General features: G+C 64.5%; 27 protein-coding genes. 10 read left to right on the forward strand and 17 right to left on the reverse strand.

All coding sequences use genetic code 11. The annotated features are described in order from the left end of the window. Nucleotides 1-3: 3 nt before the first annotated feature. Genes ED21_RS13445 through ED21_RS13455 form a run of 3 tightly spaced genes read right to left on the reverse strand, consistent with a single transcriptional unit; the run spans nucleotide 4 to nucleotide 4,242 of the window. On the reverse strand, nucleotides 4-438 hold the full coding sequence (locus tag ED21_RS13445; RefSeq protein WP_006834478.1) for a chemotaxis protein CheW: 435 nt from the start codon (nucleotides 436-438) through the stop codon (nucleotides 4-6). After that, nucleotides 435-2,825: a chemotaxis protein CheA gene (locus tag ED21_RS13450; protein WP_006834479.1), complete on the reverse strand. Its 2,391-nt coding sequence runs from the start codon at nucleotides 2,823-2,825 to the stop codon at nucleotides 435-437. Before ED21_RS13450 ends, ED21_RS13445 begins: the two co-directional genes overlap by 4 nt. Before the next feature lie 49 nt (nucleotides 2,826-2,874). Beyond that, on the reverse strand, nucleotides 2,875-4,242 hold the full coding sequence (locus ED21_RS13455) for an MATE family efflux transporter (RefSeq protein ID WP_006834480.1): 1,368 nt from the start codon (nucleotides 4,240-4,242) through the stop codon (nucleotides 2,875-2,877). 124 nt (nucleotides 4,243-4,366) lie between these two features. Between ED21_RS13455 and ED21_RS13460 the strand changes: the two genes are divergently transcribed. Together ED21_RS13460 and ED21_RS13465 are read left to right on the forward strand one after the other, a co-directional pair. Then, the gene (locus ED21_RS13460; RefSeq protein ID WP_006834481.1) at nucleotides 4,367-5,131 is read left to right on the forward strand and encodes a class II aldolase/adducin family protein; all 765 of its coding nucleotides are present in this window, start codon (nucleotides 4,367-4,369) and stop codon (nucleotides 5,129-5,131) included. A gap of 41 nt (nucleotides 5,132-5,172) precedes the next feature. Further along, nucleotides 5,173-5,730, forward strand: a complete 558-nt coding sequence (locus ED21_RS13465; RefSeq protein WP_006834482.1) for a (2Fe-2S)-binding protein — start codon at nucleotides 5,173-5,175, stop codon at nucleotides 5,728-5,730. Between the two features lie 63 nt (nucleotides 5,731-5,793). Here the strand turns inward: ED21_RS13465 and ED21_RS13470 are convergent, their stop codons facing one another. After that, nucleotides 5,794-7,902, reverse strand: coding sequence for a TonB-dependent siderophore receptor (locus ED21_RS13470; RefSeq protein WP_006834483.1), 2,109 nt, complete (start codon nucleotides 7,900-7,902; stop codon nucleotides 5,794-5,796). A 166-nt stretch (nucleotides 7,903-8,068) separates the two neighbouring features. Between ED21_RS13470 and arsC the strand changes: the two genes are divergently transcribed. Next, nucleotides 8,069-8,413: an arsenate reductase (glutaredoxin) gene (arsC, locus tag ED21_RS13475; protein ID WP_006834484.1), complete on the forward strand. Its 345-nt coding sequence runs from the start codon at nucleotides 8,069-8,071 to the stop codon at nucleotides 8,411-8,413. Here arsC and ED21_RS13480 read toward each other — a convergent pair. Beyond that, entirely contained in the window at nucleotides 8,410-9,762 is a 1,353-nt protein-coding gene (locus ED21_RS13480) for an MFS transporter (protein WP_006834485.1), read from the reverse strand. The two genes, arsC and ED21_RS13480, sit on opposite strands and share 4 nt — an antisense overlap. 137 nt (nucleotides 9,763-9,899) lie before the next feature. Here ED21_RS13480 and ED21_RS13485 point away from each other — a divergent pair, with 137 nt between their 5' ends. Then, nucleotides 9,900-10,502, forward strand: coding sequence for a class I SAM-dependent methyltransferase (locus ED21_RS13485; protein ID WP_050784784.1), 603 nt, complete (start codon nucleotides 9,900-9,902; stop codon nucleotides 10,500-10,502). Here the strand turns inward: ED21_RS13485 and ED21_RS13490 are convergent. After that, nucleotides 10,499-11,320: a hypothetical protein gene (locus tag ED21_RS13490; RefSeq protein WP_006834487.1), complete on the reverse strand. Its 822-nt coding sequence runs from the start codon at nucleotides 11,318-11,320 to the stop codon at nucleotides 10,499-10,501. The two genes, ED21_RS13485 and ED21_RS13490, sit on opposite strands and share 4 nt — an antisense overlap. A gap of 57 nt (nucleotides 11,321-11,377) precedes the next feature. On the opposite strand from ED21_RS13490, the gene lipB reads away from it, so the two are divergent. Both lipB and ED21_RS13500 read left to right on the forward strand, forming a co-directional pair. Then, complete coding sequence (gene lipB, locus ED21_RS13495; protein WP_006834488.1) at nucleotides 11,378-12,049, forward strand: lipoyl(octanoyl) transferase LipB; 672 nt, start codon at nucleotides 11,378-11,380, stop codon at nucleotides 12,047-12,049. Continuing rightward, on the forward strand, nucleotides 12,037-12,372 hold the full coding sequence (locus ED21_RS13500) for a hypothetical protein (RefSeq protein ID WP_006834489.1): 336 nt from the start codon (nucleotides 12,037-12,039) through the stop codon (nucleotides 12,370-12,372). The genes lipB and ED21_RS13500 overlap by 13 nt, the downstream gene beginning before the upstream one ends. Before the next feature lie 5 nt (nucleotides 12,373-12,377). Here the strand turns inward: ED21_RS13500 and ED21_RS13505 are convergent, their stop codons facing one another. Together ED21_RS13505 and ED21_RS13510 are read right to left on the reverse strand one after the other, a co-directional pair. Further along, nucleotides 12,378-13,253, reverse strand: coding sequence for a CoA ester lyase (locus ED21_RS13505; RefSeq protein ID WP_198005867.1), 876 nt, complete (start codon nucleotides 13,251-13,253; stop codon nucleotides 12,378-12,380). A gap of 50 nt (nucleotides 13,254-13,303) precedes the next feature. Continuing rightward, nucleotides 13,304-14,416 (reverse strand): alkene reductase, encoded by a 1,113-nt coding sequence (locus tag ED21_RS13510; RefSeq protein ID WP_006834491.1) that lies wholly within the window; start codon nucleotides 14,414-14,416, stop codon nucleotides 13,304-13,306. A 49-nt stretch (nucleotides 14,417-14,465) separates the two neighbouring features. On the opposite strand from ED21_RS13510, the gene ED21_RS13515 reads away from it, so the two are divergent. Next, nucleotides 14,466-15,386 carry a DMT family transporter gene (locus ED21_RS13515; RefSeq protein ID WP_006834492.1) on the forward strand — a complete coding sequence of 307 codons (921 nt, stop codon included), beginning with the start codon at nucleotides 14,466-14,468 and terminating at the stop codon, nucleotides 15,384-15,386. Here the strand turns inward: ED21_RS13515 and ED21_RS13520 are convergent. The 7 genes from ED21_RS13520 to ED21_RS13550 all read right to left on the reverse strand — a co-directional run bounded on the left by ED21_RS13520 (nucleotide 15,367) and on the right by ED21_RS13550 (nucleotide 21,840). Beyond that, nucleotides 15,367-16,689 carry a DUF2254 domain-containing protein gene (locus tag ED21_RS13520; RefSeq protein ID WP_006834493.1) on the reverse strand — a complete coding sequence of 441 codons (1,323 nt, stop codon included), beginning with the start codon at nucleotides 16,687-16,689 and terminating at the stop codon, nucleotides 15,367-15,369. The genes ED21_RS13515 and ED21_RS13520 overlap by 20 nt on opposite strands. Then, nucleotides 16,686-18,002 carry a DUF2254 family protein gene (locus tag ED21_RS13525; RefSeq protein ID WP_083800470.1) on the reverse strand — a complete coding sequence of 439 codons (1,317 nt, stop codon included), beginning with the start codon at nucleotides 18,000-18,002 and terminating at the stop codon, nucleotides 16,686-16,688. Before ED21_RS13525 ends, ED21_RS13520 begins: the two co-directional genes overlap by 4 nt. Nucleotides 18,003-18,054: 52 nt before the next feature. Next, entirely contained in the window at nucleotides 18,055-18,348 is a 294-nt protein-coding gene (locus ED21_RS13530) for a hypothetical protein (RefSeq protein ID WP_006834495.1), read from the reverse strand. Then, a complete protein-coding gene (gene nadA / locus ED21_RS13535; RefSeq protein ID WP_006834496.1) occupies nucleotides 18,348-19,334 on the reverse strand; it encodes a quinolinate synthase NadA in 987 nt (328 codons plus the stop codon). The genes ED21_RS13530 and nadA overlap by 1 nt, the downstream gene beginning before the upstream one ends. 83 nt (nucleotides 19,335-19,417) lie before the next feature. After that, a complete protein-coding gene (locus ED21_RS13540; RefSeq protein ID WP_006834497.1) occupies nucleotides 19,418-20,197 on the reverse strand; it encodes a hypothetical protein in 780 nt (259 codons plus the stop codon). A 96-nt stretch (nucleotides 20,198-20,293) separates the two neighbouring features. Continuing rightward, nucleotides 20,294-20,980: a DUF4230 domain-containing protein gene (locus ED21_RS13545; protein ID WP_006834498.1), complete on the reverse strand. Its 687-nt coding sequence runs from the start codon at nucleotides 20,978-20,980 to the stop codon at nucleotides 20,294-20,296. Then, nucleotides 20,965-21,840 (reverse strand): MBL fold metallo-hydrolase, encoded by an 876-nt coding sequence (locus tag ED21_RS13550; protein WP_006834499.1) that lies wholly within the window; start codon nucleotides 21,838-21,840, stop codon nucleotides 20,965-20,967. Before ED21_RS13550 ends, ED21_RS13545 begins: the two co-directional genes overlap by 16 nt. Nucleotides 21,841-21,888: 48 nt before the next feature. Here ED21_RS13550 and ED21_RS13555 point away from each other — a divergent pair, with 48 nt between their 5' ends. Next, complete coding sequence (locus ED21_RS13555; protein ID WP_034922819.1) at nucleotides 21,889-23,352, forward strand: glycerol kinase; 1,464 nt, start codon at nucleotides 21,889-21,891, stop codon at nucleotides 23,350-23,352. Here ED21_RS13555 and ED21_RS13560 read toward each other — a convergent pair. Further along, the gene (locus ED21_RS13560) at nucleotides 23,349-23,801 is read right to left on the reverse strand and encodes a DUF1465 family protein (RefSeq protein WP_233995769.1); all 453 of its coding nucleotides are present in this window, start codon (nucleotides 23,799-23,801) and stop codon (nucleotides 23,349-23,351) included. The two genes, ED21_RS13555 and ED21_RS13560, sit on opposite strands and share 4 nt — an antisense overlap. Nucleotides 23,802-23,882: 81 nt before the next feature. Next, the gene (locus ED21_RS13565; protein WP_006834502.1) at nucleotides 23,883-24,089 is read right to left on the reverse strand and encodes a YdcH family protein; all 207 of its coding nucleotides are present in this window, start codon (nucleotides 24,087-24,089) and stop codon (nucleotides 23,883-23,885) included. A 150-nt stretch (nucleotides 24,090-24,239) separates the two neighbouring features. Between ED21_RS13565 and ED21_RS15245 the strand changes: the two genes are divergently transcribed. Together ED21_RS15245 and ptsP are read left to right on the forward strand one after the other, a co-directional pair. Then, nucleotides 24,240-24,395, forward strand: a complete 156-nt coding sequence (locus ED21_RS15245) for a YdcH family protein (protein WP_006834503.1) — start codon at nucleotides 24,240-24,242, stop codon at nucleotides 24,393-24,395. 90 nt (nucleotides 24,396-24,485) lie between these two features. Beyond that, entirely contained in the window at nucleotides 24,486-26,756 is a 2,271-nt protein-coding gene (ptsP, locus tag ED21_RS13570; RefSeq protein WP_006834504.1) for a phosphoenolpyruvate--protein phosphotransferase, read from the forward strand. Nucleotides 26,757-26,810: the final 54 nt, after the last annotated feature.

Below are 26,810 nucleotides of genomic sequence, written 5' to 3' on the forward strand. Positions count from 1 at the left end.
CGCTTAAGCTGCCTCGCGAAGAGGCCCTGAGATGAGATGTTCGATATCGACCAGCAGCGTAGGGCCGCCGTCGGTCTCGACCATGCCGCACGCGGCGCGCTGCCAGCCTTCGCCGAAACCGCCCGGAACCGCGACCGGTTCGCTGCGGGTTTCGCCAACGTCATGCGCTTCCTCGACCAGCAGCGCGTAGAGGTGACTTTCGAACTCGACCACGGCGGCCCGGCGTTCCGAATGCTCGGCGGTCTCCTCGAGGCCCAGCGCCAGCGAACAGTCGATGACCGTCAGCGCCTGGCTGCGTAGGGCCGTCAGGCCGAGGATGAAATCGGGTGTGCCGGGGATGGGGGTGATATTCTCCACCTCGATCACCGACTGGACCTCGATCGCGGGGATCGCCGCACGGCGACCGGCGATCGTGCACATCAGAAGCAGTTCGTTCATGCCGCCCTCCCGGTGCGGATGCGCTTGAGCGCGGCGAGCAGCGCGTCGCGGTCGTAGCGGTAGATGGTGTCGTCGCCCGCATCTTCGGGCTCGGGGCGCAGGCGAATGGTCTCGCGTGCGCCGGCCGTGATCGGGGCTGCGTCTTCGGCGAGCGCGATGGCGAGATCGGCTTCGACCTCGTCATCCTCGCCCGCGATGCGATAGCCGGCGGCCTGCACCAAGGGTTCGAGAATGGTGCGCGCCCATTCGCTGCCTTCCGGGATGCGGCAGGTCAGCGTGTGGTCGATCTTGCGCGCCGCACGGTAGCGGGCGAAGACTGCGTGGCCGTCGAGCAGCGGGATCGGTTTGCCGCCGATGAGCGTAACGCCCTCGATGGCGGTGTCCGCTTCGCTCGGCACGACATCGTCGGTGATGTCCGCGGCGTCGAGCACTTCCTTGACCGCATAGACCAGCTCGTGCTCGCCGTCCGAAAGGCGCAGCAGGCGGCAGCGTTCCTCGGGCAGCGGGCCGGTGTCGTGTCCGGCCAGCGTCATGATCTCGCCATCGATGACCGCTTGGGCGCGGTCGCCCTCGATATCGATTGCCTCGCGGGAAATCGTGTCGATTCGGCGGACCAGTTCGAGGCGTACGGCGCGGTGACGGCCGTCGAGACCGGCGAACAGCATGACTGGCACGGCCTTGCTCTTCTGGGTGCGTTCTTCCTTCTCGATGCCGACCGGCTTGGTGCGCACGCCGCCGACCATGCCGCGCATCTGCGCGATGGAGGGAAGGTCGATGAGCATCATCGGGCGGCCATCGTCGAGCAGGGTCGTACCTGCGTAAAGGCGCGTTTCCATGATGGCGGGCGCGATGGGTTTGACCACCACGTCCTCGTGATCGAACACCCGGTCGACCGCGAGCGCAAAGACATCGCCGCTGGCAAGGCGCACCAGGATCAGCGTCTTGTCTTCCCAGCGGCAGGTTTCGTTTGCTTCGCCGCCGAGCACTTCGCCCAGCGCAAGGCAGGGCACGCGCTGGCCGCGGAAGGTCACGAGGCGGCGGTCGCCGGCCTGCGCGAATTCGACATGGCTGGAATTGCCGAAAACGATTTCCTCGACATAGCTGCGCGGGATTGCATAGCGCTGGTCGCCCGAACCCACGGTGAGCGCGGCGATGATCGACAGGGTGAGCGGCAGCTGGAGGTGGAAGCTGGTGCCTTCGCCCGGCTTGCTCGACACTTCGATCGAACCGCCCACGCGCTCGATGTTGGAGCGAACCACGTCCATGCCGACGCCGCGACCGGAGACCGAGCTGACCTGTTCGGCCGTCGACAGCCCGGGTTCGAAGATAAGGTTCTCTTTCTGCTTGTCCGACATCTTGTCGATTTCAGAGCGCGAATAAAGGCCGTTGGCGATCGCCTTGGCGACGACCTTGTCCACGTTGATGCCGCCGCCATCATCGGTGATGACAAGGCTGATCTGGTTGCCCGACTGGCGAGCGGCGAACTTCAGCAGGCCGATCTCGCGCTTGCCGACCTTGAGCCGGGCTGCGGGTGTTTCAAGGCCGTGATCGATAGCGTTGCGGATGATGTGGGTCAGCGGGTCGCGGACCATCTCGATCATCTCGCGGTCGAGTTCGACCTCGCTGCCCTCGAAGTCGACCATCACCTGCTTGCCGAGCTCATTCGACAGGTCGCGCACGAGGCGCGGGAGCGAGGAGAAGAGATGTTCGAGCCGCTGCATGCGCATGCGGGTGATCGAATTGCGCACATCGGCAAGGATGGCGGACAGGCGTTCGAAGGGGCCGTCGATGGTCGGCTGTTCGCCGGCTTCGCGCAGGCGGCGGGCAAGGTCGTTGCGCGCCAGCACCATGTCGGAAACGCCCTTCATCACCTCGTCGAGCAGGTCGACGGGCAGGCGGATCGAGCGCTGGACGGTCTGGCGCGGGGCCTTGGTCGGGGCGGCGGGCGCATCGCCTTCGGCCGGAGCCTCGGCCAGCGTTTCCTCGACGATTTCGACATCGCTCTGGACTTCGATCTCGGCATCGGGGCTGAGCGCGGCGATCAGCGCCTCGTCACCGCCGGCGGGGAAATCCTCGCCCGCTTCGATGGCGTCGGTCATTTCCGAAATGCGGTCGATGATGGCGAGCACCGCCGTTACCAGCGCGCTGTCGGGTTCGCGGCGGCCGGCGCGGCATTCGGCCAGCGCGTCTTCGGCCGCATGGCTCAGCTGCTCGAGCCGCGGAAAGTCGAAAAAGCCGCAATTTCCCTTCACCGTGTGGACGAAGCGGAAAATCGTATCGATGCGCTTCTTGTCCGACGGATCGGCTTCCCATGCGACCAGCTCGCTACCGCTCTGTTCGAGCATCTCGCGCGTTTCCGCGACGAAATCGGCCAGCAATTCATCCATTGGTCTTGGACCCCCAATTCTTCTTAGGGTCCGCTATGCACGAGGATGGTTAACGTTTCGTTGGAAGCGGTAAGGAGTTTTTCTCATGGCCGCCAAGCACTCGCCAGACGACATAGGCAGCCAGCGCTCCGCCGGCGAGATTGGCGACCAGTTCGGCCCCGTAAATCGCTTCCGCACCCCAGCTTGTGCGCAGGACCCAGGCAAAGGGCATCATGACGAGGAACACGCGCGCCGCGCTCTGCGCCAAGGCGTAAGGCGCGTGGTCGACCGCGTTCAGGGCGCCGTTGCCCACGATCAGCAGGCCGAAGCCCGCATAGCCCCAGACCGAGATGGCAAGGTAGCGCGAGAATTCCTCGATGACCTCCGGATCGTCGGTGAAGAAGTCGGCGAACCATGTTCCGAAGGCAAACAGCACAAGGGCGATGGCCAGGCCGTAGACGATGCAAAAGAGGCCCGCCCAGTACATCGCCCGGCGCGCCCTGTCCGCGCGGTTCGCGCCCCAGTTCTGCCCGATGATCGCCCCGATCGATCCCGACAGGCCAAGCAGCGGGACGACCGCGAAGCTTTGCAAGCGCCCGGCCGCGCCGAAGCCCGCAATCGCCGCTTCGCCCTGGCTGGCGAGGAGGGCGGTGAGCACGGAAAGGCCGACGGGGTTAATGGCGTTGGAAAAGGCAGCCGGTCCGGCTACCTTGAGGATAGCGCCGCCCGAGGCGGCGATATCGCATTGGCGGATGAGCGAGGGGTGGATCGCCAGCTGTGCGCGGTTGATGAAGACGAGCGCGATAACGCAGGCGACGCCATAGCCGATGATCGAAGCATAGGCCGCGCCCGCAACGCCGAACCCCTCGAAGCCCAGCGCGCCGGTGATGAGGATCGGGTCGAGTATCCAGTTTACCACCGAATAGGTGATCGAAATCAGCGAGACGTAGCGCGCCTCGCCCTGTCCGCGCAGCACGCCGCTCAGCCCCATCTGCAGCAGCAGCACCGGCATGCCGAGCGAGAAGGGCCGCATATATTCGGTGATGAGAGGCATCAACTCGTCGCTCGCCTGCATCAGGCGGAACAGTGGATCGAGAAGCAGGAACAGTGTCAGGCCAAGGAACACCCCGGCGGTCAGCGCGAAGATCGCGCCGAAATTCGCCCGCCGCTCGGCTCGCTCCACATCGCCTTCGCCCAGCGCCCGCGAGATCACGGAATTGATCCCGACCATCACGCCGACACCGAGGCTGGAGAGCGCGATGATGATGGGGAAGATGAAGCTGACGGCGGCCAGTTCCGCTGATCCCAGCTGGCCGATGAAATAGGCGTCGATCAGCCCGACCGACATGATTGCGGCCACGCCGACGATCATTGGCAGTGTCTGCGTCACGAGATGGCGGCGTATGCTCCCGCGGGTGAGTTTGGCCGTCTCGCTCATTGTTCCAGCGCGCTAGCGGGGCGGGGCGCGGTTGGGAAGCGCCGATTGACGGGCGAGGCGCTTGCCGCACACGGCCTCCCCGTGCGATAGAAGTTGCAAAGAGAGACCGACAGGAGAGTTCGCCATGGCCACCCAGATGAAACCCAAGTTCGAATGCAGCGAAGAAGAATGGAAGGTCCGCCAGGATCTGGCCGCCTGTTACCGCATTTTCGAACATCTCGGCTGGGGCGAAAGCATCTACAACCACATCTCGGTGGCGGTGCCGGGCGAGAAGGACACGTTCCTGATCAACCCCTTCGGCCTGCTCTATGATGAAGTGACCGCCTCCAACCTCGTGAAGATCGATGTCGAGGGCAACAATGTAGGCCAGTCGCAATATATGGTGAACAAGGCCGGATTCACCCAGCACGCGCACTTCCACAAGCATCTGGGCGAGAAGGCGACCGCCATCTGCCACGTCCACACCACCGCCACCATGGCGGTGTGCAGCCACAAGGACGGGCTGCTGCCGACCAATTTCTACGCCTGCAATTTCCAGGGCCAGATCGGCTATCACGATTTCGAAGGCGTCACCGTGCGCCCCGAGGAAGGCGACCGGCTGGTCGAGAACCTCGGCGATCATTCGATCCTGATGCTACGCAACCACGGCCCCGTGGTTATGGACAAGACCATCCCCGGCATGTTCGTGAAGATGTGGGCGCTCCAGCGCGCCTGCGAAATCCAGGTTGCCACATTGAGCCAGGGCGAACCCAATATCGTCAAGCAGGAGGTGGTCGACGTGCACCAGCGCGACCTGTCCACCATGCAGACGCAGGGCGGGGCAGGCCTGTTCGACTTCGAGGCGTGGAAGCGCCGCGTGTCGAAGATCGACGACAGCTGGAAGAGCTAAGCCCTCTCGACATTCCCGCGCATTGAAGCGAAGGCACCGCCATGTCGCGCATGACGGTCAACGAACGTCCCATCGAATTCCTGATGGACCCCGAAACGCCCCTGCTGTGGGCGCTGCGCGACGCTGCCAATCTGACCGGCACGAAATACGGCTGCGGCAATGGCGATTGCGGGGCCTGCGTCGTCCATATCGACGGCGAGCCGCTGCGCAGTTGCCTCGTCACCATTGCGGAGGCGGAAGGGCGCTTCATCAAGACGATCGAAGGGCTGTCGGGCGACCGCACCCATCCGGTGCAGCAGGCGCTGGTGGCCGAACAGGCGATCCAGTGCGGGTTCTGCACGCCGGGTATCGTGATGGCGGCGGCTGCGCTGATCGACCGCAATCCCGGTGCGAGCGAGGCCGAGATCAAGGCCGCCATCCCGAACATCTGCCGCTGCGGCGTCTATCCGCGACTGGTGCGCGCCATCCAGCGCGCGGGCCGGGTGGCGCGCCGGCAGGAGCGGATCAGCGCTGCCCCGTCGCCGGGTATCAGCGCCAAAGATGCAGCGGCCGAAGTGCCCGCGCTCAGCGCGCCGCCTTCCGCACCCGAACGCGACTAAACCCCTACGCAAAACGGCGACCGTTGCCGGCCGCCGTTTCACTTTGCCTATCTTCCTGGCAGATCAGAGCTCGAAGCGAACCCCGAAGCGCGCGCTGAACGGGTCGGCGGGCTGGATGTTGTTGTCGCCGTGGGCGCTCGGGTAATAGGTCTCGTCGAACAGGTTCTCGATATTGACCTGTAGGCTCAGGCGATCGCTCACCGTGTAGAAGGCCGCCGCGTCGACACGCCAGTAGGCGGGCAGGACGACATCGTTCGAGAAGCTGGCGAATTGCTCCGACTGGTGGATCACGCCGAGACCGAAGCCGATCGTGTCGGTAACGTCGAAGCGGTTCCATGCGCTGATCGAGTGCCGGGGAAGCTGCTGCAGGCGCTGGCCCGCATCGCCGAACGCGTTGTCGTTCAGCAGTTCGCCGTCGAGATAGGTGTAGCCGAGGTTGGCCTTCCAGAAGTCGGTGACTTCGCCGACCGCGCCGATCTCGAAACCTTCCGCACGGCTCTCGCCGGCCAGCACGGACAGCGTCGGGTCGGCCGGGTCGGTTGCGCGAATATTGGTGCGCTCCAGTCGGAACAGCGCGGCCGAGACCAGTACATTGCTGAGCGGAGCCCACTTTGCGCCGATTTCGTAATTGGTGAACTTCTCCGGCTCGAACTGCGCACTGTCGGGGGAGAGTACGAGGAACTGGTCGCCCGCCTGCGGGAGGAAGCTCTGCGCATAGCTGGCGTAAATCGACAGGTCGGGCGTGGGCTTGACGATCACACCGGCGCGCGGGCTGAATTCCTCGTCCACACGGTCGCCTTCGACGCCGTTGATGAGGTCGATGGTCTCGAGGTCGAAGCGATCCCAGCGCAGGCCGCCGACCAGCTCGATATAGTCGCCGATCTGCAGCTGTTCCTGCACATAGAAGGACAGGGTCGAAAGCTGGCTGTCGCGCGAACGCGAGGTCGGGTTGAGCGTGTAGGCCGGGATGAAGATCGTCTCTGCCAGCGGGGTGGCGTTGTCATCGGTGGTCAGCGGATCGCCATCGTCGAAGCTGACCGTCTGGCGCGCGTTCTGCGTGTCTTGGCTGCTGGCCTCGAAGCCGAACAGCAGGGTCGATTCGATGGTGCCGGTGCCGGCTTCCCAAATGCCGTTTGCCTGGCCGATCCAGTTGCGGCGGACGGTGGTGTCACGATAGCCGCCCAGGAACACGTCGGTGCCGTCGGTGCCGCTCGGTACGATGTTCTGATAGGCCTTGTCGTAATCGGCGAACTGGAGGCTGGCGTTAGCCGAGAGGCCGCCGTTGAACGCGTGCTCGACGCGGAGGCGGGCGATGTTCACTTCGGCCGTGGCGAAGTTGAAATCGGGATCCCCGAAGAAGGTGCTGTCGAAGCCGGTCAGCGGACCGCCGTTCAGCGACGGCACGCCGCGATCGGTGACGCGCTCGTCATTGTCGTAAGTGTAGCTCGCGTAGAGCGTGGTGTCCGGGCCCAGAGCTGCGGTCAGCGTCGGCGAGATGCCGATGAAGCGGCCCTCGTAGAAGTCGCGGTCGTTGTCGAATTCCTCGTAGGTCGCGTTGAGACGAAGGGCGAGGCTGTCCGAGGCGGCGTGGTTCACATCGGCGAGCAGGGCGAAGGCGCCGAAGCTGTCGACCGAGGCTTCTCCGCTGATGGCGGACTGGAACTCGGCGCGTTTGGCCACGCGGTTGATCGCGCCGCCACCGGCGCCGCGGCCGAAGATCAGCGCGTTGGCGCCCTTGAGGACTTCGACCCGCTCGATGTTGTAGAGGGAGCGATAATATTGCGCGTCGTCGCGCAGCCCGTCGATATAGAAGTCGGCGGTCGATTCCTGGCCGCGGATGAATACCTCATCGCGGTGGCCTTCGCCGGTTTCCATGCTGATGCCGGGGACATAGCGCAGCGCATCGCCGAGCTGGTGGACGGCCTGGTCTTCCAGCTGGTCTTCGGTGATGAAGCTGACCGCCTGCGGCACGTCGATGAGCGGGGTCGGCGTCTTGGTGGCGGTGGAGCCATCGTCGGTGCCGTAATCGTCCGCGCGCTCGCCTTTCACCACGATGTCGGAAGGCAGGTAGTCACGTTCGGGCTGGCCGTCGGCGCTCGCGGTGCTGGCCATGGCGGGTGCGGCCATGGCGGTTCCGGCGAGCAGGAGAGCGGCACGGGTGAAGGGCTTCATAAAGGGCTTTCTGTTCTTGCGAATGATTATCAATTGCTGAATGCCTGCTATTGAGAACCATTCGCATTTTCAACCCCGAATCTGCCTTTCGCGCATTAAAAAATCGCGAGAGTGGCTTTCTCTCATCGCAAGGGTCGATTAGCGGGGGTGGCAAAGGAGACCCGATATGAAGGCCACGATCTGGCACAATCCCAAGTGCGGCACCTCGCGCAAGACGCTCGCCATCCTCGAAAGCCTGTCGAAGGTGGACGTGGAGGTGGTCGAATATCTGAAGGACCCGCCGACGGCTCAGAAGCTCGCGCAGCTTTACAAGGACGCCGGAATCACGCCGAACGAGGGCCTGCGGATACGCGGGACCGATGCGGTGGACCGCGGCCTGCCCGATGCGAGCGCGGACGAAGTGCTGGCCGCCATGGTCGCCGACCCGATCCTGATCGAACGGCCGCTGGTCGAAACCGACAAGGGCGCGCGCCTCTGCCGCCCGCAGGATACTGTCCTCGAAATCCTTTAGCGGCGTTCGCGGGTGAGCGTGCTGTCGCGTTGCAGCGCGCCCCAGCCATAGATAAACACGGCCGCGCATAGCGCCACGATCAGGCCGAAGCCGAGCCAGTCGGAATGGCCATAGAGCCAGACGCCGAGCGCGGGCGCGTAGATGAAGCTCGCGCCCGCAACGCTCGCCGTGATGCCCGAAGCCTGCCCCTGCTCCGCCCGCGTCACAGCCAGCGAGGTGCCCGCCGTGCTGCCGGGGCGGAAAAGGCCGAAGCCTAGCGAGGCGATGGCGTAGGCCAGCGCGATGGCATGGAGGTTGTCGGCAACGCCCAGATAGGCGACGCCAGCGGCTGCAATCGTGATGCCCGACAACGTGGCCGCGCGCGGACCCAGATCGAGCCGCGGGATCAGCCCCCATTGCGCGAGCAGGGTGGCAATCGCCCCGCACATCAGGACGAGGCCGACCGGCCCCGTGCCCTCAGCCGGGGTGGCCCGCAGCCCGAGCCGATCGAGCACGAGAAAACCGATGATGCCCAGCACCATCGCCTGCGCGTGCCCCCCGATCAGGCCGACCGTGACCCAGGGGCGCAGGCGCGGTTCGAACCAGCGCAGCTTGTGCGGTTCGACTTCTTCCTCGTCTTCGTCGTCTTCGGCGTGGGAGGATTGCGTGCCCCCACCGGCATAGGGCGCGTCGTAAGTTTGGCCGCGTGCAGGAAATTGCGGCTCGTCGTTGGGCAGGCGCAGCCGCAGCGCCATCAGCGTGGCGAAGCCGATCAGCGCAAAGATGATGAAGGGTCCGGTCAGCCCGACGAAGGGCAGCACCATCAGCGGCGCCAGCGCCGGGCCGATAACCGTGCCGAGACCGAAACTCGATGCAATCAGCGAAAGCGCCTGCGTCCGCTCGGCGCGCGGGGTGCGGCTGGCGACATAGGCTTGCACCGCTGGCGGCGCCGCGCTGCCAAACCCGCCATAGAGACTGCGCGCAATGGCGAAAGCAATCAGCGCTGCCGTCCCGCCGAGGATGCCGATGAGACCCAGCCAGAGCGCAAGGCCGCACAACGCCATCGAGGCGATGAACCCGATGAGGCCCACCGCCATCATCGCCTTGCGCCCGCGCCGGTCGGAACGCTCGGCCCAGATCGGCGCGCAGAGCACCCAGAGCAGCGCCGACCAGCTGTAGGCAAGGCTGATCCAGACGTCGTCGATAGAGAGAGCGGTGCCGATCGAGGGCATGACCGACTGCATCGCCGTATTGCCCGCCGCCGTGGTCAGCATCACCGCGAACAGCAGCACCATGCGCTCGCGCGAGATGCTCTTCGGCCGGGCGGGCGGCGGCGCCGTAACGGCAGCTTTGGGATCGACATCGGCCATGGATAACCCGCTAGGCCTGTGCCCCATCGCTTGCAATGGCCGTGGGCTGCTGCCAAACCCTGCGACCTGGTTTAGGGTCAGCGAGAGGAAATGGGTTGTCCGGTCAACAAGGCTTGGGTGCGATCGAGCGCCGCACGATGAAGCAGCGCGCGGCGCGGTTGTTCGGCCAGTGGGGCGTCTTCTTCAAGGGCTTCCTCGAAGAGCCGCGCATGGTCGGTTCGATTATCCCCTCCTCGCGCTTCACCATCCGCAAGATGCTGGAACGGGTGAAGTGGGACGAGTGCAAGGTTTTCGTCGAATACGGGCCGGGCGTCGGCACCTTCTGCCAGGCCGTGCTCGACCGTCTGCCGCGTGACGGGCAGCTGATCGTGATCGACACGAACCCGCTCTATATCGACTATTTGAAGAAGCATTTCCGTGACAGCCGCTTCAGCGCGGTCCACGGCTCCGCTGCCGATGTGGAGGCGATCGTCGAGGCGCATGGGCACGAGAACGCAGACTACGTGCTTTCCGGCCTGCCGTTCTCGACCCTGCCTGAGAACGTGGGGCCGGCCATTGCCGATGCGACCTATCGCGTGATCCGCCCGGGCGGCGCGTTTCTGGTCTACCAGTTCTCGGCCAGGGCGCGCGATTACATGGCGCGCAATTTCGAGCGGATCGAAAGCGGTTTCGAACCGCTCAACGTCCTTCCCTGCCAGCTCTTCTGGGGTTGGAAGGAGCCGAAGAACCCTGCTGCCTAGGCCGCAGGGTTGCGCCCACGCTCGAGCCGCAGGAGTTGGCGGTGCGCCGCCGCTAGCACAAGGGTGAAGATTGCCACCCCGATCGCAATCAGAAAGGCGGCGACGATGACACCGCCAGTTTGCGCGATCGCTTGGCCAAACAGCGCCAGAACGACAGCGGAAAGCATGAGCGCAACAAAGGCGCAAATCGCAAGGGCAAGTCCGACCAGCAGGTAGAAAGCAAGCAGGCGGCCGCCATTGCCCTTGGTGCGGCGCCATGATGACCCGAGCACTGCGATGGGGTTCAATTGCCCCTCTCCGGCAATGATCGGCAAAATCAGGGAGAAGCGGGTCGTCAGATACCACCCCAGCACAAGCGCGGCGATCACGCCGAAAAAGCCCAGCGCGCCAAGGCCGGTAAGCGTCGTGGCCGCGACAATTAAACCCATTGCCAGCTGCACTAGGAGGGACTGCATGAACAGCGTAAGCAGCGCAGGAAAGAGCGCTTTGCCGGCAACGCCGATAGCCTCGCCAACGGTCGGGTTCGGTTTGCGCTCGAGTAGTGCCAGCATGGCCAATTGTCCTGTGGTGACGATCGCAAGGACTATGATCAGCACCCACCAGGTTTCCGCGTAGAAGGCAGACATCGCCTTCGACACTGCTTCCATGTCCGCCCCTTCCGGTGGTTGGGGGACTTCTGCAATGGTTGGTAGCAGGATCAGTGCAACCGCAAGCGGGATAAAGATAAACATCCCCGCGATGGACGTCAGCAGCGTGCGGTTTTCCGATGCGAGGCTTTTCACGTCGCGCCATCCTGTGTCGAGATCGAATTTCATCATGGGGTCCCTTATCGTTGGGTCTTGATAAGCGCACGCACAATCGCCACGCAATCGCCGATGACCGCCGAACTCCCCGAAACGATCGAATACCGCCGCGAGGAGGGGCAGGTCCCCTATCGCGAGGCGCTAGCCGAGATGGAAGCGCGCAACCGCGCGATTGCCGAGGGCGAGGCGAAGGAAATGGTCTGGCTGCTCGAACATCCGCCGGTCTACACCGCCGGGACCAGCGCGCATGGTGCCGAACTGCTCGACCCGCGTTTCGAAGTGGTCGAAGCGGGGCGCGGTGGGCGGTACACCTATCACGGGCCCGGCCAGCGGATCGGCTATCTCATGCTGGACCTGAAGGCCCGCGGCCGGGACGTGCGCTGTTTCGTCCATTCGGTGGAAGGCTGGGTTATCGCCACGCTCGGCGATCTCGGCGTCGAATGTTGGCGCAGCGAGGGGCGGATCGGCATCTGGACGCGCGATGTGGACGGGCGCGAGGCCAAGATCGGTGCGATCGGCGTGCGCGTGCGGCGCTGGGTGACCATGCACGGTTTCAGCGTCAACATCGCGCCGGACCTCTCGCATTTCACCGGCATCGTGCCCTGCGGGATCGAGGAATTCGGCGTGACGAGCCTTGCCAAGCTCGGCCTCGACATCGCGCCGCCTGAGTTCGATAAGGCGTTGATGAACCGCGCGGGCGATTTCCTTTCCGCGCTCGAAGGAAAACCCGCATGTCTCCCCTGATTCGCAAACCCCCGATCCGTTCGCTGCTTGTCGCAGCCTGCTGCGTCGCGCTGTCGGCCTGCGGCGAACAGGCCGAAACCCCGCAAGGCACGGAGGAAAATCTCGATGCGCGCGGCGAAGTTCTCGGCGGTACGATCAGCGACGACATGCTGCCGCTCGACACGGTGACCTCGCAATCGCCGTCGCAAGCGGGCGGGGCCGGGGAGACTGGCGGGGAGGCGGCGTCACCCGCCGAACCTGCCGCGGCTGCCGAGCCGGCCGAAGAAACGCCCCCCGCTGCGGCGGAAGAGCCCGCGCCGGAAGACGACACGTCCGGCGAATAGGTCGCTTATTCCTCGCCGAGCAAGGCCTTGGCCTGTGCCAGTTCCTTTTGCCCGACATGGCGCCCGCGAAAGCCGACCTGGCCGGCGTTCGGGTTGAGCGCGAAAAGGCCGACGATCTCTCGCGCTTCGGCGATTTCGTCGGAGGTCGGCCGGAAGGCCGCGTTGATGCCTTCGATCTGCGAGGGATGGATAGCGAGCATGCCGGTGAACCCGTCCGCCCGCGCGGCGGCATAGGCGCGCGCTGCCCCCTCCTCGTCGCGGCGATCGCGGAACGGCGCTTCCAGCACTTCCAGACCCTGCGCATGGGCGGCAAGAAGGACCTGCGCGCGGACCATCGCCAGCGGATCGGTCCACAGGCCGCCGGGACCACGCATCCGCCGTGCGCCGAGCGAGCGGCCGAGCGCCGCCGGATCCCAGGTCAGGCCCGAAACACGCGGGTGCAGTTCCTCGGCAAAGGCTCGCAGAGCCAGCGCCGCGACCGGACTGGCGCCCAGTTCGGGCACAATCCGCGTGCTGTTCGCGCGAATCCCTGCACGGCCCTCGAGTTCGTAGAGCGCTGCGGCGAGGTTCTTCACCTCCTCGATATGGCTGCATTCGGCCAGCATCACCCCATCGGGCGCGCCTTCCAGCGCCGCCTCAATATCGCTGCGCCACTGGGGGCTCGACACGGGGCCGATCCGGACCCAGCGCGAAAAGGCGCGTGAGGAGGTGACCTGCTGGCGGTGCGACATCAGCCAGTCGCGGACGGTGAGGCGCGTGTGGAGCTTGGCCTCGTCGCTCGCGGCGCGGGCCATATCGAGCACGACGACGTCGGCGCGCGCGAGGCTTGCTTCCTTAAGCGCCTTTTCCTTGTCCGCCGGGACCAGAAGCCACGAGCGCATGCGATACATCTCCTCAAGCCGGATGCACGCGCCCGCAGATCAGGTGCGAATCATCCCGCCGCAATATCGACCTGGTTGGTTAGCATCGGGTAATCGATGTAGCCTTCGGGGCCCGGAAGGTACCAGCTTTGCGGCACGTTGACATTGGGCTGCAACTGGGCGCCCAGTCGGAAGCGTTCGGGCAGGTCGGGGTTGGAAATGAAGTCGCGGCCCCAGCTCACGGCGTCGCAGCGGTCGGCTTCGATATCGGCCACGGCCTGTTCGGGCGTGTAGTCGCTGTTGAGGATCAGCGGACCGGAATAGGCCTTGCGGATCAGCGGGCTCTGCTTTGGCACTTCGGTTGAACCGAAGGTGCCTTCGGGGCCGGGTTCGCGCAGTTCGAGGAAGGCCAGGCCAAGGTCTTCGACGACCTTTGCCGCCGCGCCGAAGGTGGCGGGCGGGTCGCTGTCGTCGCAGCCCTGCGTTTCGCCATTGGGCGAGAGGCGCACGCCCACTCGGTCCGCGCCCCAAACATCGACCAGCGCGGTCAGGACTTCGCGCAGGAAACGGGTGCGGTTTTCGGGGCTACCTCCGTAGTCATCTTCGCGCAGGTTCGTGCTGTCGCGCAGGAACTGGTCGACGAGGTAGCCATTCGCGCCGTGGAGCTGGATGCCGTCGAAACCGGCCTTTTTCGCGTTTTCGGCGGCGTGGCGGTAATCCTCGACCACGCGGGCGATCTCGCCATTCGAAAGCTCGCGCGCCTGCTCGTAATCCTTGCGCCCTTCGAAAGTGTGCGCGTGACCCGGTGCCTTGGTGGCGCTGGCCGAAACCGGCGGAATGCCGCCGAGGAAATCGGGATGGACGAGGCGGCCCATGTGCCACATCTGGAGGACGATCTTGCCTCCTTCCTCATGCACGGCTTCGGTGACAGGCTTCCAGCCCTCGGTCTGCGCATCGCTCCAGATCCCCGGCGCGGCGGGCCAGCCGAGGCCTTCGACGCTAATACCGGTGGCTTCGGAAATGGTCAGGCCGGCGCCCGCACGCTGGCGGTAATAGGTCGCCATCATCTCGTTCGGGACCGAGCCGGGCTGGGTCGAGCGGCCACGAGTGAGCGGGGCCATGAAGATCCGGTTCTTCGCCTCGATGGCGCCGAGAGTGAGCGGTTCGAGCAGTTTTTCGTGCATGGAAGGTGGTTTCCTTTGCCTTGTGTGGCCCAAGAGCTAGGGGGCGGTCATGGGCGAGACAAGCACCGCGGCGGACAAGAATGGCTTTCAGGCCAGCGCCTGGCACTTTGCCGCCCTGATCGCGGGCAATGTCGCGCTGGCGCTCGGGCCCTGGCTGGTGCGGCTTGCCGATACGGGGCCAGTGTCGGCCGGTTTCTGGCGGCTGTTCCTCCCGATCCCGTTGATTGCCTTCCTTGCGTGGAGAGGCCGCGCGCCCGGACCGTTCGACAGGCGGCTCGCTTTGCTGGCCATCGTGGCGGGCGTGTTCTTCGCGCTCGACATCGCCACCTGGCACGTCGGGATCGAAGAGACGCGGCTCGGCAACGCGGTGCTGTTCGGCAATTCCGGAAGCGTGATCCTCATGCTTTGGGGCCTCATCGCCCTGCGCCGTGCGCCCTCCGGCCGCGAAAGCGCGGGCGTGCTGGCCGCGTTGGCCGGCGCGGCGATCCTGCTGGGGCGCAGCCTCGAGATCTCGACTGCGACCTTCGTGGGCGACCTTTTCTGCCTCTTTGCAGGGCTCTGCTACGCCTTTTACCTGCTGCCCGCGCAAAAGGCGCGAGGCGTGCTGGGGCAGTGGAGCGTGCTGCTGCTGGTGTGCCTCGTTGCGTCGCCGCTGCTGCTGGGCATGGCGGTCGCGGCGGGAGAGCCGGTCTGGCCGGGCGAAGCGGGCTGGACGCCGGTGCTGCTGCTGGCGCTGTCGAGCCAGTTCATCGGGCAGGGCCTGCTGGTCTATTCGCTCAAGCACTTCCCGCCGCTGATCATCGGCATGGCCCTGCTGACCCAGCCGGCGGTGGCGGCAACAGTCGGCTGGTTCGTTTTCGGCGAGAGGCTGGTGCCATTGGACGTACTTGGCATGGCGCTTCTGGCCGCAGCCCTGCTGCTGGCGCGCACGGCGCCGCCTGCACGTGTGCCTAACGCTCGACCCGATTGAGGAACTGCTGGTATCGCGCTTCGACGGCTTCGAGCTCAGGGCCGACGAGGTGCTCGCGTGCCTGCTGTGCGAGGAGGTCGCCCTCCTGCATGATGATGGCGCGACGGGTCTCGTCGTCGAGCGTCGAGGTTGCATCGATCAGCGCGTCGAAGGTCACCAGCGCAGCAATCCGGTTGGTCGCCACGCCGCTGCGCATCGCGCCGAAACCGCGCGCGACGAAATGCGCGAAATCGTCTTCCAGCAGGATGAGATGCGGCTCCTCATCCTCTTGCGCATAGCTGCGCGTCAAATTGCGCCGCGCCAGTTCCGCGGTTGCCGCGCCCAGCCAGTGGACCGCAGTCACGGCGGTGAAAGGGTCGTTGATGCCAGGTGAGAGGGCGCGAAGGCCGATCTCTGCCAGCTCGTCGATCAGGAACTGCATATCCTGGCTCGGCGTGCGCATCGATCCGAGCGTGAAGGCGGCGCGCACCTCGTCATCGGGGCAATCTTCGACCACGTCCATTTCCGCCCAATAGGCGATTGTGACTTCGGGATGGACGAAGTCGCCGGTGCGCACGGCCAGTTTGAGCTTGCCGTTCTCGCGCTTCGCCAGCTCCTCCAGCGATTTGAAGGCAATTGCCTGCACATAGCCGGTGTCGCGCGCAGTGATGGCCTTGCCGTCAGGCGCCGAATGCGCGCGTCCGCCCGTGTTGTCCTCGGGGAAAAGTTCCTCGATTTCCTCGAGCAAGCGTGCGCCGATGCCCTTGAGCACGTTGTTCACCCGGATCGAGGAAGGGATGTGGTTGAGGAAATAGACCAGCACCGCCACGCTCAGCAGCATCAGCCCGAAGGCGACCAGCAGGGACAGTTGCGGCACGAAGCCCGGCAGGGCGGAGGCCACCGCGTCTTCGATGTTCGAGGGCCGCTCGTCCTCGCCGCGCACCGTGCGCAGGACGGTGATCGAATAGACGAAAGTGCCGATGAAGGTCGCCAGGCTGAACTGGTTGCCACGATCCTCCATGAAATTGGTGAGGAGGCGCGGTCCGTAATTGCCGCTGGCATAGGCGACCGCGGCGATTGTGATCGAGAAGACGGTGGAAGCGACGCCCATCATCGTGCCGGCAATGACAGTGAGCATATTGCTCGCCCCGTCGGGTCGGGCGGGTTGGAGCCAGGTGACATCGTTGAGGAAATCGGCCCAGCCGCTGCGGTCGAGATAGATCGTCAGACTGGCCAGCAACAGGGCGGCCAGCGAAAACAGCGCGGGCAGAAACCAGTAGCTGGCGTTTACGCTCGCCCAGATCGCTTTAAGGCGTGCGGTCATGCGACACGCTTCAGGCTGGAGGGTGGCTGGTCGAACTGGGAAAACGCCTCGGCGATGTCGCGCCGGTCGATCTCCTGCTCGGCGTTCGCCATAGCGTGGTCGCGCAGTTCCTCGGCGCATTGGCGCAGGTAGCGCAGCAGGCCGGCGGGACAGTCCTGCTGCGCCATGAGCGCGCAGAGCCGGGCGTAATTGTCGATCGTGCGAATCGAAACGGAGGGATAGTCGGCCGCCGCCTGCCGGAAATGATTAAGCGGGGCGCCGAAAAGGCCGCGAAAGTCCTGGCCCGGCAATTCGAAGCGCGGCGCGTCCTTCCAAGCTGCTACCTTTCCGTCCTCGACCCAGAGGCTGGCGTTGCCGGAAATCGCCGCGGCGAGCTGGTCGGCGCAGGCGATGGCGGAGTAAAAATCGTTGATGCCCGGCGACAGCGCCCGCGCGGCGACCTCGACCAGCAGGCGTACCTGATAGACGGTCGACTGCACGGAGGAACGGAATTCGCCGATGGGTATGGCCTTGTAAATGCAGTCTTCGTCCGGGTTGGCCGTGGCAAAGCGCACCAGCGGTTCGCCTTCCATCACGTGCTGGCCGGGAGCGGCGCAGAAGCGCACGGCCCCTTGGTCGTCGCCCAGTTCCTCCGCGATGGCGGCCAAGTCGATGCCTTCGATATAGCCTTCGCGCCTGGAGGGGATGGTCATTTGCCACTCGCCGTCGAAAGGCTCGCCCTCGATGATCGGGATCGCCACGCTGCCCGCATCGGCGCCGAGATGCGCGATCGAACGGTCGACGAACATGGTGCGTCCCAGATCGTGGATGGCAACGCCCAGCATAGCGATGTTGACGAGCTCGAGGGCCAACATCGTGGTCAGCGCGAAATGGGGCATTTGCGCCAAGGGCGCTTCGGGATCGACGCGCATCAGCACGATGATCGAGAACATGAGGCAGAAAGTCAGCCCGGCCATCGACAGGCGCACCAGCCCCTTGTCGAGCCAGCGATCCACTAGCCGTACGCCGAGATTGCCCGTGGCCAGCGTCAGCACGATCAGCGTGACCGACCAGTAGAGCGTCAGGAGGGCGACATTCACCCCGACCACGGCAATGGCGAGGTCCTGCGCCGTGTCGCCCGCGACAAGCAGGGTGATGCCGTGCTCGAAGAGCCAGCGCCCGGCAAAGGCGCGGTCGGCCCACAGCACCAGCGTCCCCACCAGCGGCGCTGCGATCACGGCGACCAGCGGCAGCGACCAGTAATTGGCCACCAGCCGGTGAATCACCCAGTCGCGAATTCCTTTGAGTGGCCCCGTTGCAGCCAAAGCGCGCATTTCCCCTACGATTGCGGACAGGGGGATAACGCGCAGGGTGGGGAAGGGTTGCCTACTCTTCCTCGTCTATCGGAAACCATGTGAAGCCGTGACCAGGGCCATCATCCGACTGGTCATCGACAATCGAAATGTCGTCCAGTGCGATCATCGAGGTGGAATCGCCCTCTTGGGGCCGTCCGACTAAGTCCCAGAGTTCATCGCGCACAAGATTGACAGCGAGACATTCAGCAGCCTCCGCATCATCAGCCTCGACCACGCGCGTGGTGAAGAAGCCAAGGCACTTCCCGTCGTCGGAAAGACGCGCTGGGAAATCTCGGCCCTCTAACCGAACTTGATATTTCGGCATCAAACCCGGCCCAAATCGCCTCCGCCAATCGTCCCGCTGGCCATTTCGAGCATCCGGTCGAGGCTCTGCTTGGCTTTCAACCGTAGCCCTTCCTCGATTTCAATGCGCGGCTTAAGCGTGTCGAGACACTTGTAGAGCTTCTCCAGTGTGTTCAGCGCCATATAGGGGCAGATGTTGCAGCTGCAGTTGCCGTCCGCTCCGGGCGCGCCGATGAAGGTCTTTTCGGGCAGCGCCTTTTCCATCTGGTGGATGATGTGCGGCTCGGTCGCGACGATGAGCGTGTCGCCTTCAAACGTTTCTGCAAATTGCAAGATGCCGCTTGTCGAGCCGACGTAATCGGAATGCTCGACGATGGTTGGCGGGCATTCGGGATGCGCGGCGATCGGGGCGTCGGGGTGCTGCGCCTTCAGCTTCAGGAGCTCGGTCTCGCTGAAGGCCTCGTGCACGATGCAAACGCCCGGCCACAGCAGCATCTCGCGGCCGAACTTGCGGCTCATGTAACTGCCCAGATGACGGTCGGGGCCGAAGATGATTTTCTGGTCTTCGGGAATTTGGCTGATGATGGTCTCGGCGCTGGAAGAGGTGACGATGATGTCGGAAAGCGCTTTCACCTCGGTCGAACAATTTATGTAGGTCAACGCGATATGATCGGGATGCTTTTCGCGGAAAGCCTTGAACTTTTCAGGCGGGCAACTGTCTTCGAGACTGCAGCCGGCATCCATGTCGGGCAGAACGACGATTTTCTCAGGACTAAGGATTTTGGCTGTGTCGGCCATGAATTTCACGCCGCAAAAGGCGATCACGTCGGCATCGGTTTCAGCTGCCTTGCGGCTGAGTTCGAGGCTGTCGCCCACGAAATCGGCAAGATCCTGGATCTGCGCGCTCTGGTAGTAATGTGCGAGGATGATCGCGTTCTTCTCCTTACGGAGGCGATCGATGGCGGCGAGGAGGTCTTCGCCGGTCGGAAGGCTGGTTTCGGCGGTCATTGTTTGTCCCGTCAGTTGGCTTTGTGAGCGCTTATAGACTTAACGGGTGGCGAGGCGAGGGGGTTCCTTGCCCCGACTTCTGATTACATGGTGAAACCGGGTGGCAGGAACGCCTCCATCGGGCGCTCTGCGCCCGATGTTCCGGCAATGACCTGCTCGGTCACGGCAATGCCGAACGAGGAAAAGGCGATCAGCATCGAGACGGTGAACACCGCGATGTAGAGCCCGAGACCCCACCAGTAGGCCGGGTGGACGCGGCCCAGCTTGCGCTTGTCGACGATCATGCCGATCACCGGGAAAATCATGGTGACGATGGTCGTGATGAGCCAGGAATTGGGGATCATCAGCGGCAGGGGCAGCAGGCGTCCTAGACCGGGACCGGTCAGGATTGCCATGCCGCACAGCATCAGCCGCCGGTGCCAGCCGGTGTAGCGGCGGCGCATGAGGGCCCAGAAGGTCAGGCCGCCGAAGAGCCAGACGAGCAAGGTGTTGCTCCACAGGAACTCGCTGACATGAAAGAAGAACGGGCCGCCCGTGCGCCGTGCGACGACGATCATGATCATCGTGCCCGCGATGACCATCAGCGGGACCCAGAGATAGGCGATCTTGCCGAATTTCGCGTGCAGCGACCAGTTGTCGGTCGAGGCGGTGACATGCTGGCCGCAATAGATGCCGAGCCAGGACATGAAGATGATACCGTGGACATGATAGGGCCAGGGCACGTCGAAGCTCGAGCGTGCGAAGGCCAGGTTGACCACGAAACCGGCCACGATGATGAAGCTCATCACAAAGGCCATGATGGTGAAAAAGCGCGTATTTCCGCGGATTGCGGTGTCATGCGGCGCGGCGGCGTTAGTAGCCATTCTCGTAAACTCCCCCCCAGGAACGAGCGACCATGATGTCTTTTGTTATGGCCGGACTATCGTGCGGGATGGCGGGAAGGTCAATACAGGCGCAAGCTATTCGGGTGCGGCTTCCCCATCGAAACGCACGTCGACGGTGACATCGCCGTACCCCGCCACCTGCAGCGGGATGGCTAGGTTCTGCCGCACCGCCTCCTTCGCAGCCTCGCGCGCCATGGCGAGCACTTGCGGGTTCTTGGCAAAAGCAGCGGCCTTGCGCTCGGCCTGCTGCGAATTGTTGCGGGCGAGGTCCGCACTGGCGTCGCGGCTGACATAGGTTCCTTCGGTGAAGGTCTTGGCCGCGCCTTCGTCGAGATTGGGGCGCGAAATCTTAAGGGCGGGGAGGACCACGCCCAAAGTCTCGCTATCCTCGTCCCAAGTGAGGCGGTCGCTGTCCATGCTGCTGAGGTCAAGCCGGTATTCGACCGTCGCCGGGATGACCGAGGCCTGGCGGCTTTCGAGCAAATCGATATTCAGCACGCCGCGACGGTCGACGCTTTCGGCGACCACTTCGAAGCGGCTGGAGAAAACGGTCAGCGAATTCTGCTTCTCGAAAGCGAGCATGGCGCTGGCCACCGGATCGCCTTCCTCCTTGTAGATGAAGGCGCGCCAGCCAAGCCATGCGGCGAGCGCGAAGAGCATTATGGCGATCAACCACGGAACCGCCTGCACGCGGGCGAGCGAAGGACTTCGTTCCGCCTTCGGGTGGGCCTGGTTCGCGCGCTCGTTCAGATCATCTGCCATATATCGCCTGAACGCCGCACTATGCCGCGGCGTTCCAGATCGATGAGATGGGCGGTGACCGACATTTTCGCCGCCCCGTGCAGGCGCTCGTCCAGACCCTTGTACATCTTGGGCACGAAATCGGCTGCCTCGTGCGGACCTTCGGCAAGGTGGCGCAGTATCTGGTTCTCTCGCTGGCGGCGGTGGCCGATCATCCCGCGCACAAGCTGGCGCGGCTTGTGGATCGCCTCGCCATGGGCGGGATAATAGACCGTATCCTGCTCGCGCGCGTAGAGCTTTTCGAGGCTGGCCATATAGTCCGCCATGTCGCCATCGGGCGGGACCACCACACTGGTCGACCAGCCCATCACATGGTCGCCGGTAAAGACCGCGCCGCTCTCTTCCAGCGCGAAACACAAATGGTTGGAGACATGGCCCGGTGTCGCCACGGCGCGCAGAGTCCAGCCAGGGCCGGTCATCGCCTCGCCATCCTCCATCACCCGGTCGGGTTCGTAGGTCCGGTCGAAACTGGCATCGGCACGCGGACCGCTATCGTCGAGCACCAGGGGCGCGCAGCCGACGATGGGCGCGCCGGTTCTTGCCGCAAGGGTCTTGGCGGCGGGCGAGTGATCGCGGTGGGTGTGCGTGCACATAATTGCGCAGACGTGTTCCTCGCCGATGGCGGCGTCGAGCGCGAGCAGGTGCTCCTTTTCGTCCGGGCCGGGATCGATCACCGCGCAGCCATCGCTGATGCCGACGATATAGCTCTGCGTGCCCGTATAGGTATAGGGCGAGGGATTGGGCGCGAGCACGCGGCGGACCAGCGGTTCCAGTTGCATCGCTTCGCCCGTGGGCCAGGGTTTGGGGGGAGGGCCTGCCATGGGCCAAGCCTGTAGCGAATGGCGCGGCTTGTCGATAGGGAGGAGCGCATGGGAGAGAAAATTCTGGTCCTCGACGCGGGGACGACTTCGACACGGGCGATGGTTTTTGATGCAGCGGGATGCATGGAACGCGTTGCGCAGGCGGAACTGACGCAGCATTACCCCAGGCCCGGCTGGGTCGAGCACAACGCGGCCGAGATATGGGACAAGACGCTCGCCTGCATGCGCGAGGCGGTCGGCGATGGCGCAGAGGCCATCGCGGCCATCGGGATCACCAACCAGCGCGAAACCGTGGTCGCATGGGACCGCGAGACAGGCGAGCCGCTGGCGCGCGCAATCGTGTGGCAGGACCGGCGCACGGCCGATTTCTGCGCGCGGTTGAAGGACGTGGGGCACGAGGCCGAGGTGCAAAAGCGCACCGGCCTCCTGCTCGATCCCTATTTTTCCGGCACCAAGATGCGTTGGCTGCTCGACCACGACGAACGCGTGAAGCGCGCATCCGACGAAGGGCGTCTGGCCTTCGGCACAGTCGAGAGTTGGCTGGTCTACAAGCTGTCGGGCGGCACCCATGTAAGCGACGCCAGCAACGCTAGCCGGACGCTGCTGCTCGCGCTCGACGGCGCGCAGTTCGACGCTGGGCTGTGCGAGCTTTTCGGCGTGCCGGCCGCCAGCCTTCCCAAGGTCGTCGACACGCATGGCCGGCTTGCCGAATGCGGGGCCGAGTGGCTGGGACGGGCGATTCCGATCTCGGGGCTGGTGGGCGACCAGCAATCGGCCACGATCGGTCAAGGCTGCCTCTCCTTCGGGGAAACCAAGGCGACCTATGGCACCGGGGCCTTCGTCCTGACCAATAAGGGGCAGAACATCCCGCGCTCCGAACATCGCCTGCTCGGCACGGTGCTGCACCAGTCGAGCGGCACGCGGACTTATGCGCTGGAAGGCGCCTGCTTCGTAGCCGGTAGCCTCGTCCAGTACCTGCGCGACCAGCTCGGCCTGATCGGCAGCGCGGCGGAGACGGAAGAACTGGCGCGCTCCATCGAGGACAGCGGCGAGGTGGTGATCGTGCCTGCGCTGGCCGGGCTTGGCGCGCCGCACTGGAAGCCCGATGCGCGAGGCGTGATCTCAGGTCTCAGTTTCGCCAGCGGACGGGCGCAGATTGCCCGCGCAGCACTGGAGGCCATGGCGCATCAGACGCACGACCTCGCGACCGCCTTTGCCGGCGACGGCGCGGCCTGGACCAGCCTCAAGATCGATGGCGGGATGAGCGCGAATGAATGGATGGCGCAAGACCTTGCCGATATTCTGGATCTCGAAGTCGAGCGTCCCGATTTCGTCGAGACCACTGCGCTGGGCGCAGCGATTTGCGCCAGCGTGGGCGCGGGGATTTATGCGTCGCTGGAAGAGGCTGCGCAGGCTATGCGCGGCGAAACGCGGGTGTTCACCCCGGATATGGCAGAAGAGGTTAGGAAGGACCGGCTGGCGCGCTACGCCCGCGCTCTATCGGTCGCTTAACGGCCGGCGAAAGCCTGCGCGATGCGGCCCTGCATGTCGCTGACCGGGTCTTTCGCGCTTTCGATCTGGCGCTGTTCTTCGTCGAGCCGCGCGACGCGGGCGTGGAGCCGCTCGGTGTCGCGGATCAGCGCGCGGGTTGCCAGTTCCAGCTTTTCCATGTTCGCCGGGTCGGAGGGGCGTTCTTCGCCTAGCGTCCCGTGGCGCAGCAATTGCAGCTTGGTCAGCTCGCCCGCGTGATAAGCGCGCTGGTTGAGCAACCATGCCAGGACATGCATCACCCGCGTTGTGGTGCGCAGCCCTTCGATGGAAAGCGCGATACGCACTTCGTCGGGCGTGTTGTCATGGCTCGCCTCGTCGCGGAGGTCGAACACGGCGCGCGCCTCGTCCGCTAGCGCAAGCGCTTCGGCATAGAGGTCTTCGACAACCTGTTCGTGAATCGTGCGGTCCATATCCATCGTAAACGTGAAGGTACCGCGAATGCTCCGCAAGCCCAAGGTTTCCGGATGCGGTGTCCCGTGGTGGAACGGTGATCAAGCGATGATGTCGGGGATGAGATTGTCCTCGATCGCCGAAATCCGGTCCTTCAGTTGCAGCTTGCGCTTTTTCAGTCGCGCGATCTGCAACTGGTCGACGAAACCGCCATCGCCTGCCTCGCTCAGCGCCGCGATCGCGACATCGAGGTCGCGGTGCTCGCTCTTGAGCGCTTCCAGGCGCTTGCGAAGTTCCTGCTCGTTCACCGTCGTCGTCCCCGTATCTCGCTTTGTCGCATGGCGTTTCTACGGGGGTTTGTAAATTCGCCAAGCTATGGTTTGATACTGAAAGGCGGCGCGTGCCGCGATGCACGAGTCGCTTCCAACGGGGTCGAAACCGTAAGAAGGAGCTAACCTATGCAATCATCCCATGTCGCCGCACTCAAGGCCAAGCATGCAGGGCTCGAAGCCCGGTTGCACAGCGAACAGGCAAGGCCTTCGCCCGACATCGCGATGATCCAGCAGCTCAAGAAGCAGAAGCTCAGGCTTAAGGAAGAAATAGCCGCCAACTGAGGCGCGCTAGCGATAGCGCTAGCGGGGCGGACAGAATTTGCTTCGTTCGCCCCGCTTCCGCTGCCCTTACTTTTTGCTATAGCTGGCCCCATGTCAGCTGCCGCTTCCGCCCGCCAGATCCTCACGCGCCTGCACGAGGTCATGGCCGGACGTCATCACGCCCAGCATAAACTCGACCGCGTGGTCGACATCATTGCCGACAGCCTGACGAGCGAGGTGTGCTCGATCTACCTGCTGCGCGATGGCGAGCTGGAGCTTTACGCGACCCATGGTCTCAACCCGGAGGCGGTCCACGTCACGCGCATGGCTGTGGGCGAAGGCCTCACCGGCACGATCGCGAAGAATATCGAAACGCTGAACTTGGCCGAGGCGAAGGCGCATCCCGACTTCCTTTACCGCCCCGAAACGGGCGAAGAAAAGTTCCACTCCTTTGCCGGCGTGCCCATCGTTTACCGCGAGCGGTCGGTGGGGGTGCTCTGCGTCCAGCATGTCGAACCGCGCCGCTACGAGGATGTCGAGATCGAGGCACTGCAGACCACCGCAATGGTGCTGAGCGAACTGATCGCCCACAAGGAGCTGGTCGATGACCAGGAAGCGATCGACCTCGACGAAGTCTCGATCGAATGCGAAGTCTTCGAAGGGCTGACGCTGGTGAAAGGGCTGGCCGAAGGGCAAGCCGTGTTCCACCAGCCGCGGATCGAGATCGATCAGGTGGTGGCCGAGGATATCGAGGCCGAACGCCAGCGCGTCTACCGCGCCTTCGACAAGATGCGCGACCAGATCGACGCGATGGGCCGCGAGCCGGAATTCGGCAAGGGCGGCGAGCATGTCGAGGTGCTCGAGACCTACAAGATGTTCGCCTATGACGAGGGCTGGAGCCGCCGCATCAACGAGGCGATCGACAGCGGTCTCACCGCCGAAGCCGCCATCGAGCGCGTCCAGCAGCGCACCCGCATGCGCATGCGCGAGATCGACGATCCGCTGCTGGCCGACCGGATGCATGATCTGGAGGATCTGTCCAACCGCCTGTTGCGCATCGTTTCGGGCCAGCTCGGCACGGCGGCCAGCCAGGGGCTGCGGCGCGACACCATCCTCTTCGCGCGCAATCTCGGCCCGGCCGAATTGCTCGAATACGATCGGCGGCGCCTCAAGGGCGTGGTGCTGGAAGAGGGATCGCTGACGGCGCACGTGGTGATCGTGGCACGCGCCATGGGTATCCCAGTTCTTGGCCGGGTTCCGCGGGTTCGCTCGCGCGTGTCCGAAGGCGACCCGGTGCTGGTCGATGCCGACAAGGGCACCGTCACCCTGCGTCCCTCTCAGCCGCTGCTCGAGGCCTTCGACGCGCGCTTTGCCAAGAGCAAGGAGCGCGCCGCCACATATGCCGAACTGCGCGATGTCGAACCCTTCACCCGAGATGGCACGCGGATCACGGTGATGATGAACGCGGGCCTGCGCGACGATGTCAGCGCGCTGCAGCTGACCGGCGCCGACGGGATCGGCCTCTTCCGGACCGAATTCCAGTTCCTCGTCTCATCAACTCTCCCGGCGCGCGAACGCCAGCAGCGGCTGTATCGCGACGTGCTCGATGCCGCCGATGGCAAGCCGGTGGTCTTCCGTACGGTCGACATCGGCGGCGACAAGGCAGTGCCCTATCTTGCCAATGATACGGCGGAAAAGGACGAAAACCCCGCGATGGGCTGGCGCGCTCTGCGTCTTTCGCTCGAACGCGACGGCCTGCTCAAGGCGCAGGCGCGCGCGCTGCTGGAGGCGGCGGCCGGCCGCAAGCTTTCGGTCATGTTCCCGATGGTGTCCGAGCCGTGGGAATTCGATGCCGCCAAGGCAATTTTCGAGGAGCAGGCCGATTGGCTGCGCGACCGGCGCAAGCTCATGCCCGAGACGATCGAATACGGCTGCATGCTCGAAGTCCCCTCGCTCGCCGAGGTGCTCGACCTGCTTTTGCCGCGAGTCTCCTTTATTTCGATCGGCACGAACGATCTCACCCAGTTCCTCTTCGCCGCCGACCGTGCGAATCCCAAGCTGGCCGAGCGTTACGACTGGCTCAGTCCGGCAATCTTGCGCTTTCTGGCGCGAATTTCTAAGCAGGTCGTGGGCAGCCAAGTGCGCGTCGGTGTCTGCGGGGAGATGGGCGGGCGCAGACTGGAGGCGCTGGCGCTGATGGCACTTGGTTACACCCGGTTTTCGATCACGCCGGCAGCTGTCGGCCCGATCAAGGAACTGGTGCGCAAGGTCTATCTGCCCGATCTAAAGACCCAGATGCAGCAATGGCTGATGAGCCCGCCGCTCGACATGCGCCTTGCGCTGACGGAATGGGCAGTCAAGAACGACATCGATCTCGACTGATTTCGTCTCTTTTGCCGCGCAATTCGTCGGTTTCCCGCGCATAGGGCTGGGGCG

The sequence above is a fragment of the Erythrobacter sp. SD-21 genome (genome assembly GCF_000181515.1).
Taxonomy (GTDB): Bacteria; Pseudomonadota; Alphaproteobacteria; order Sphingomonadales; family Sphingomonadaceae; genus Qipengyuania.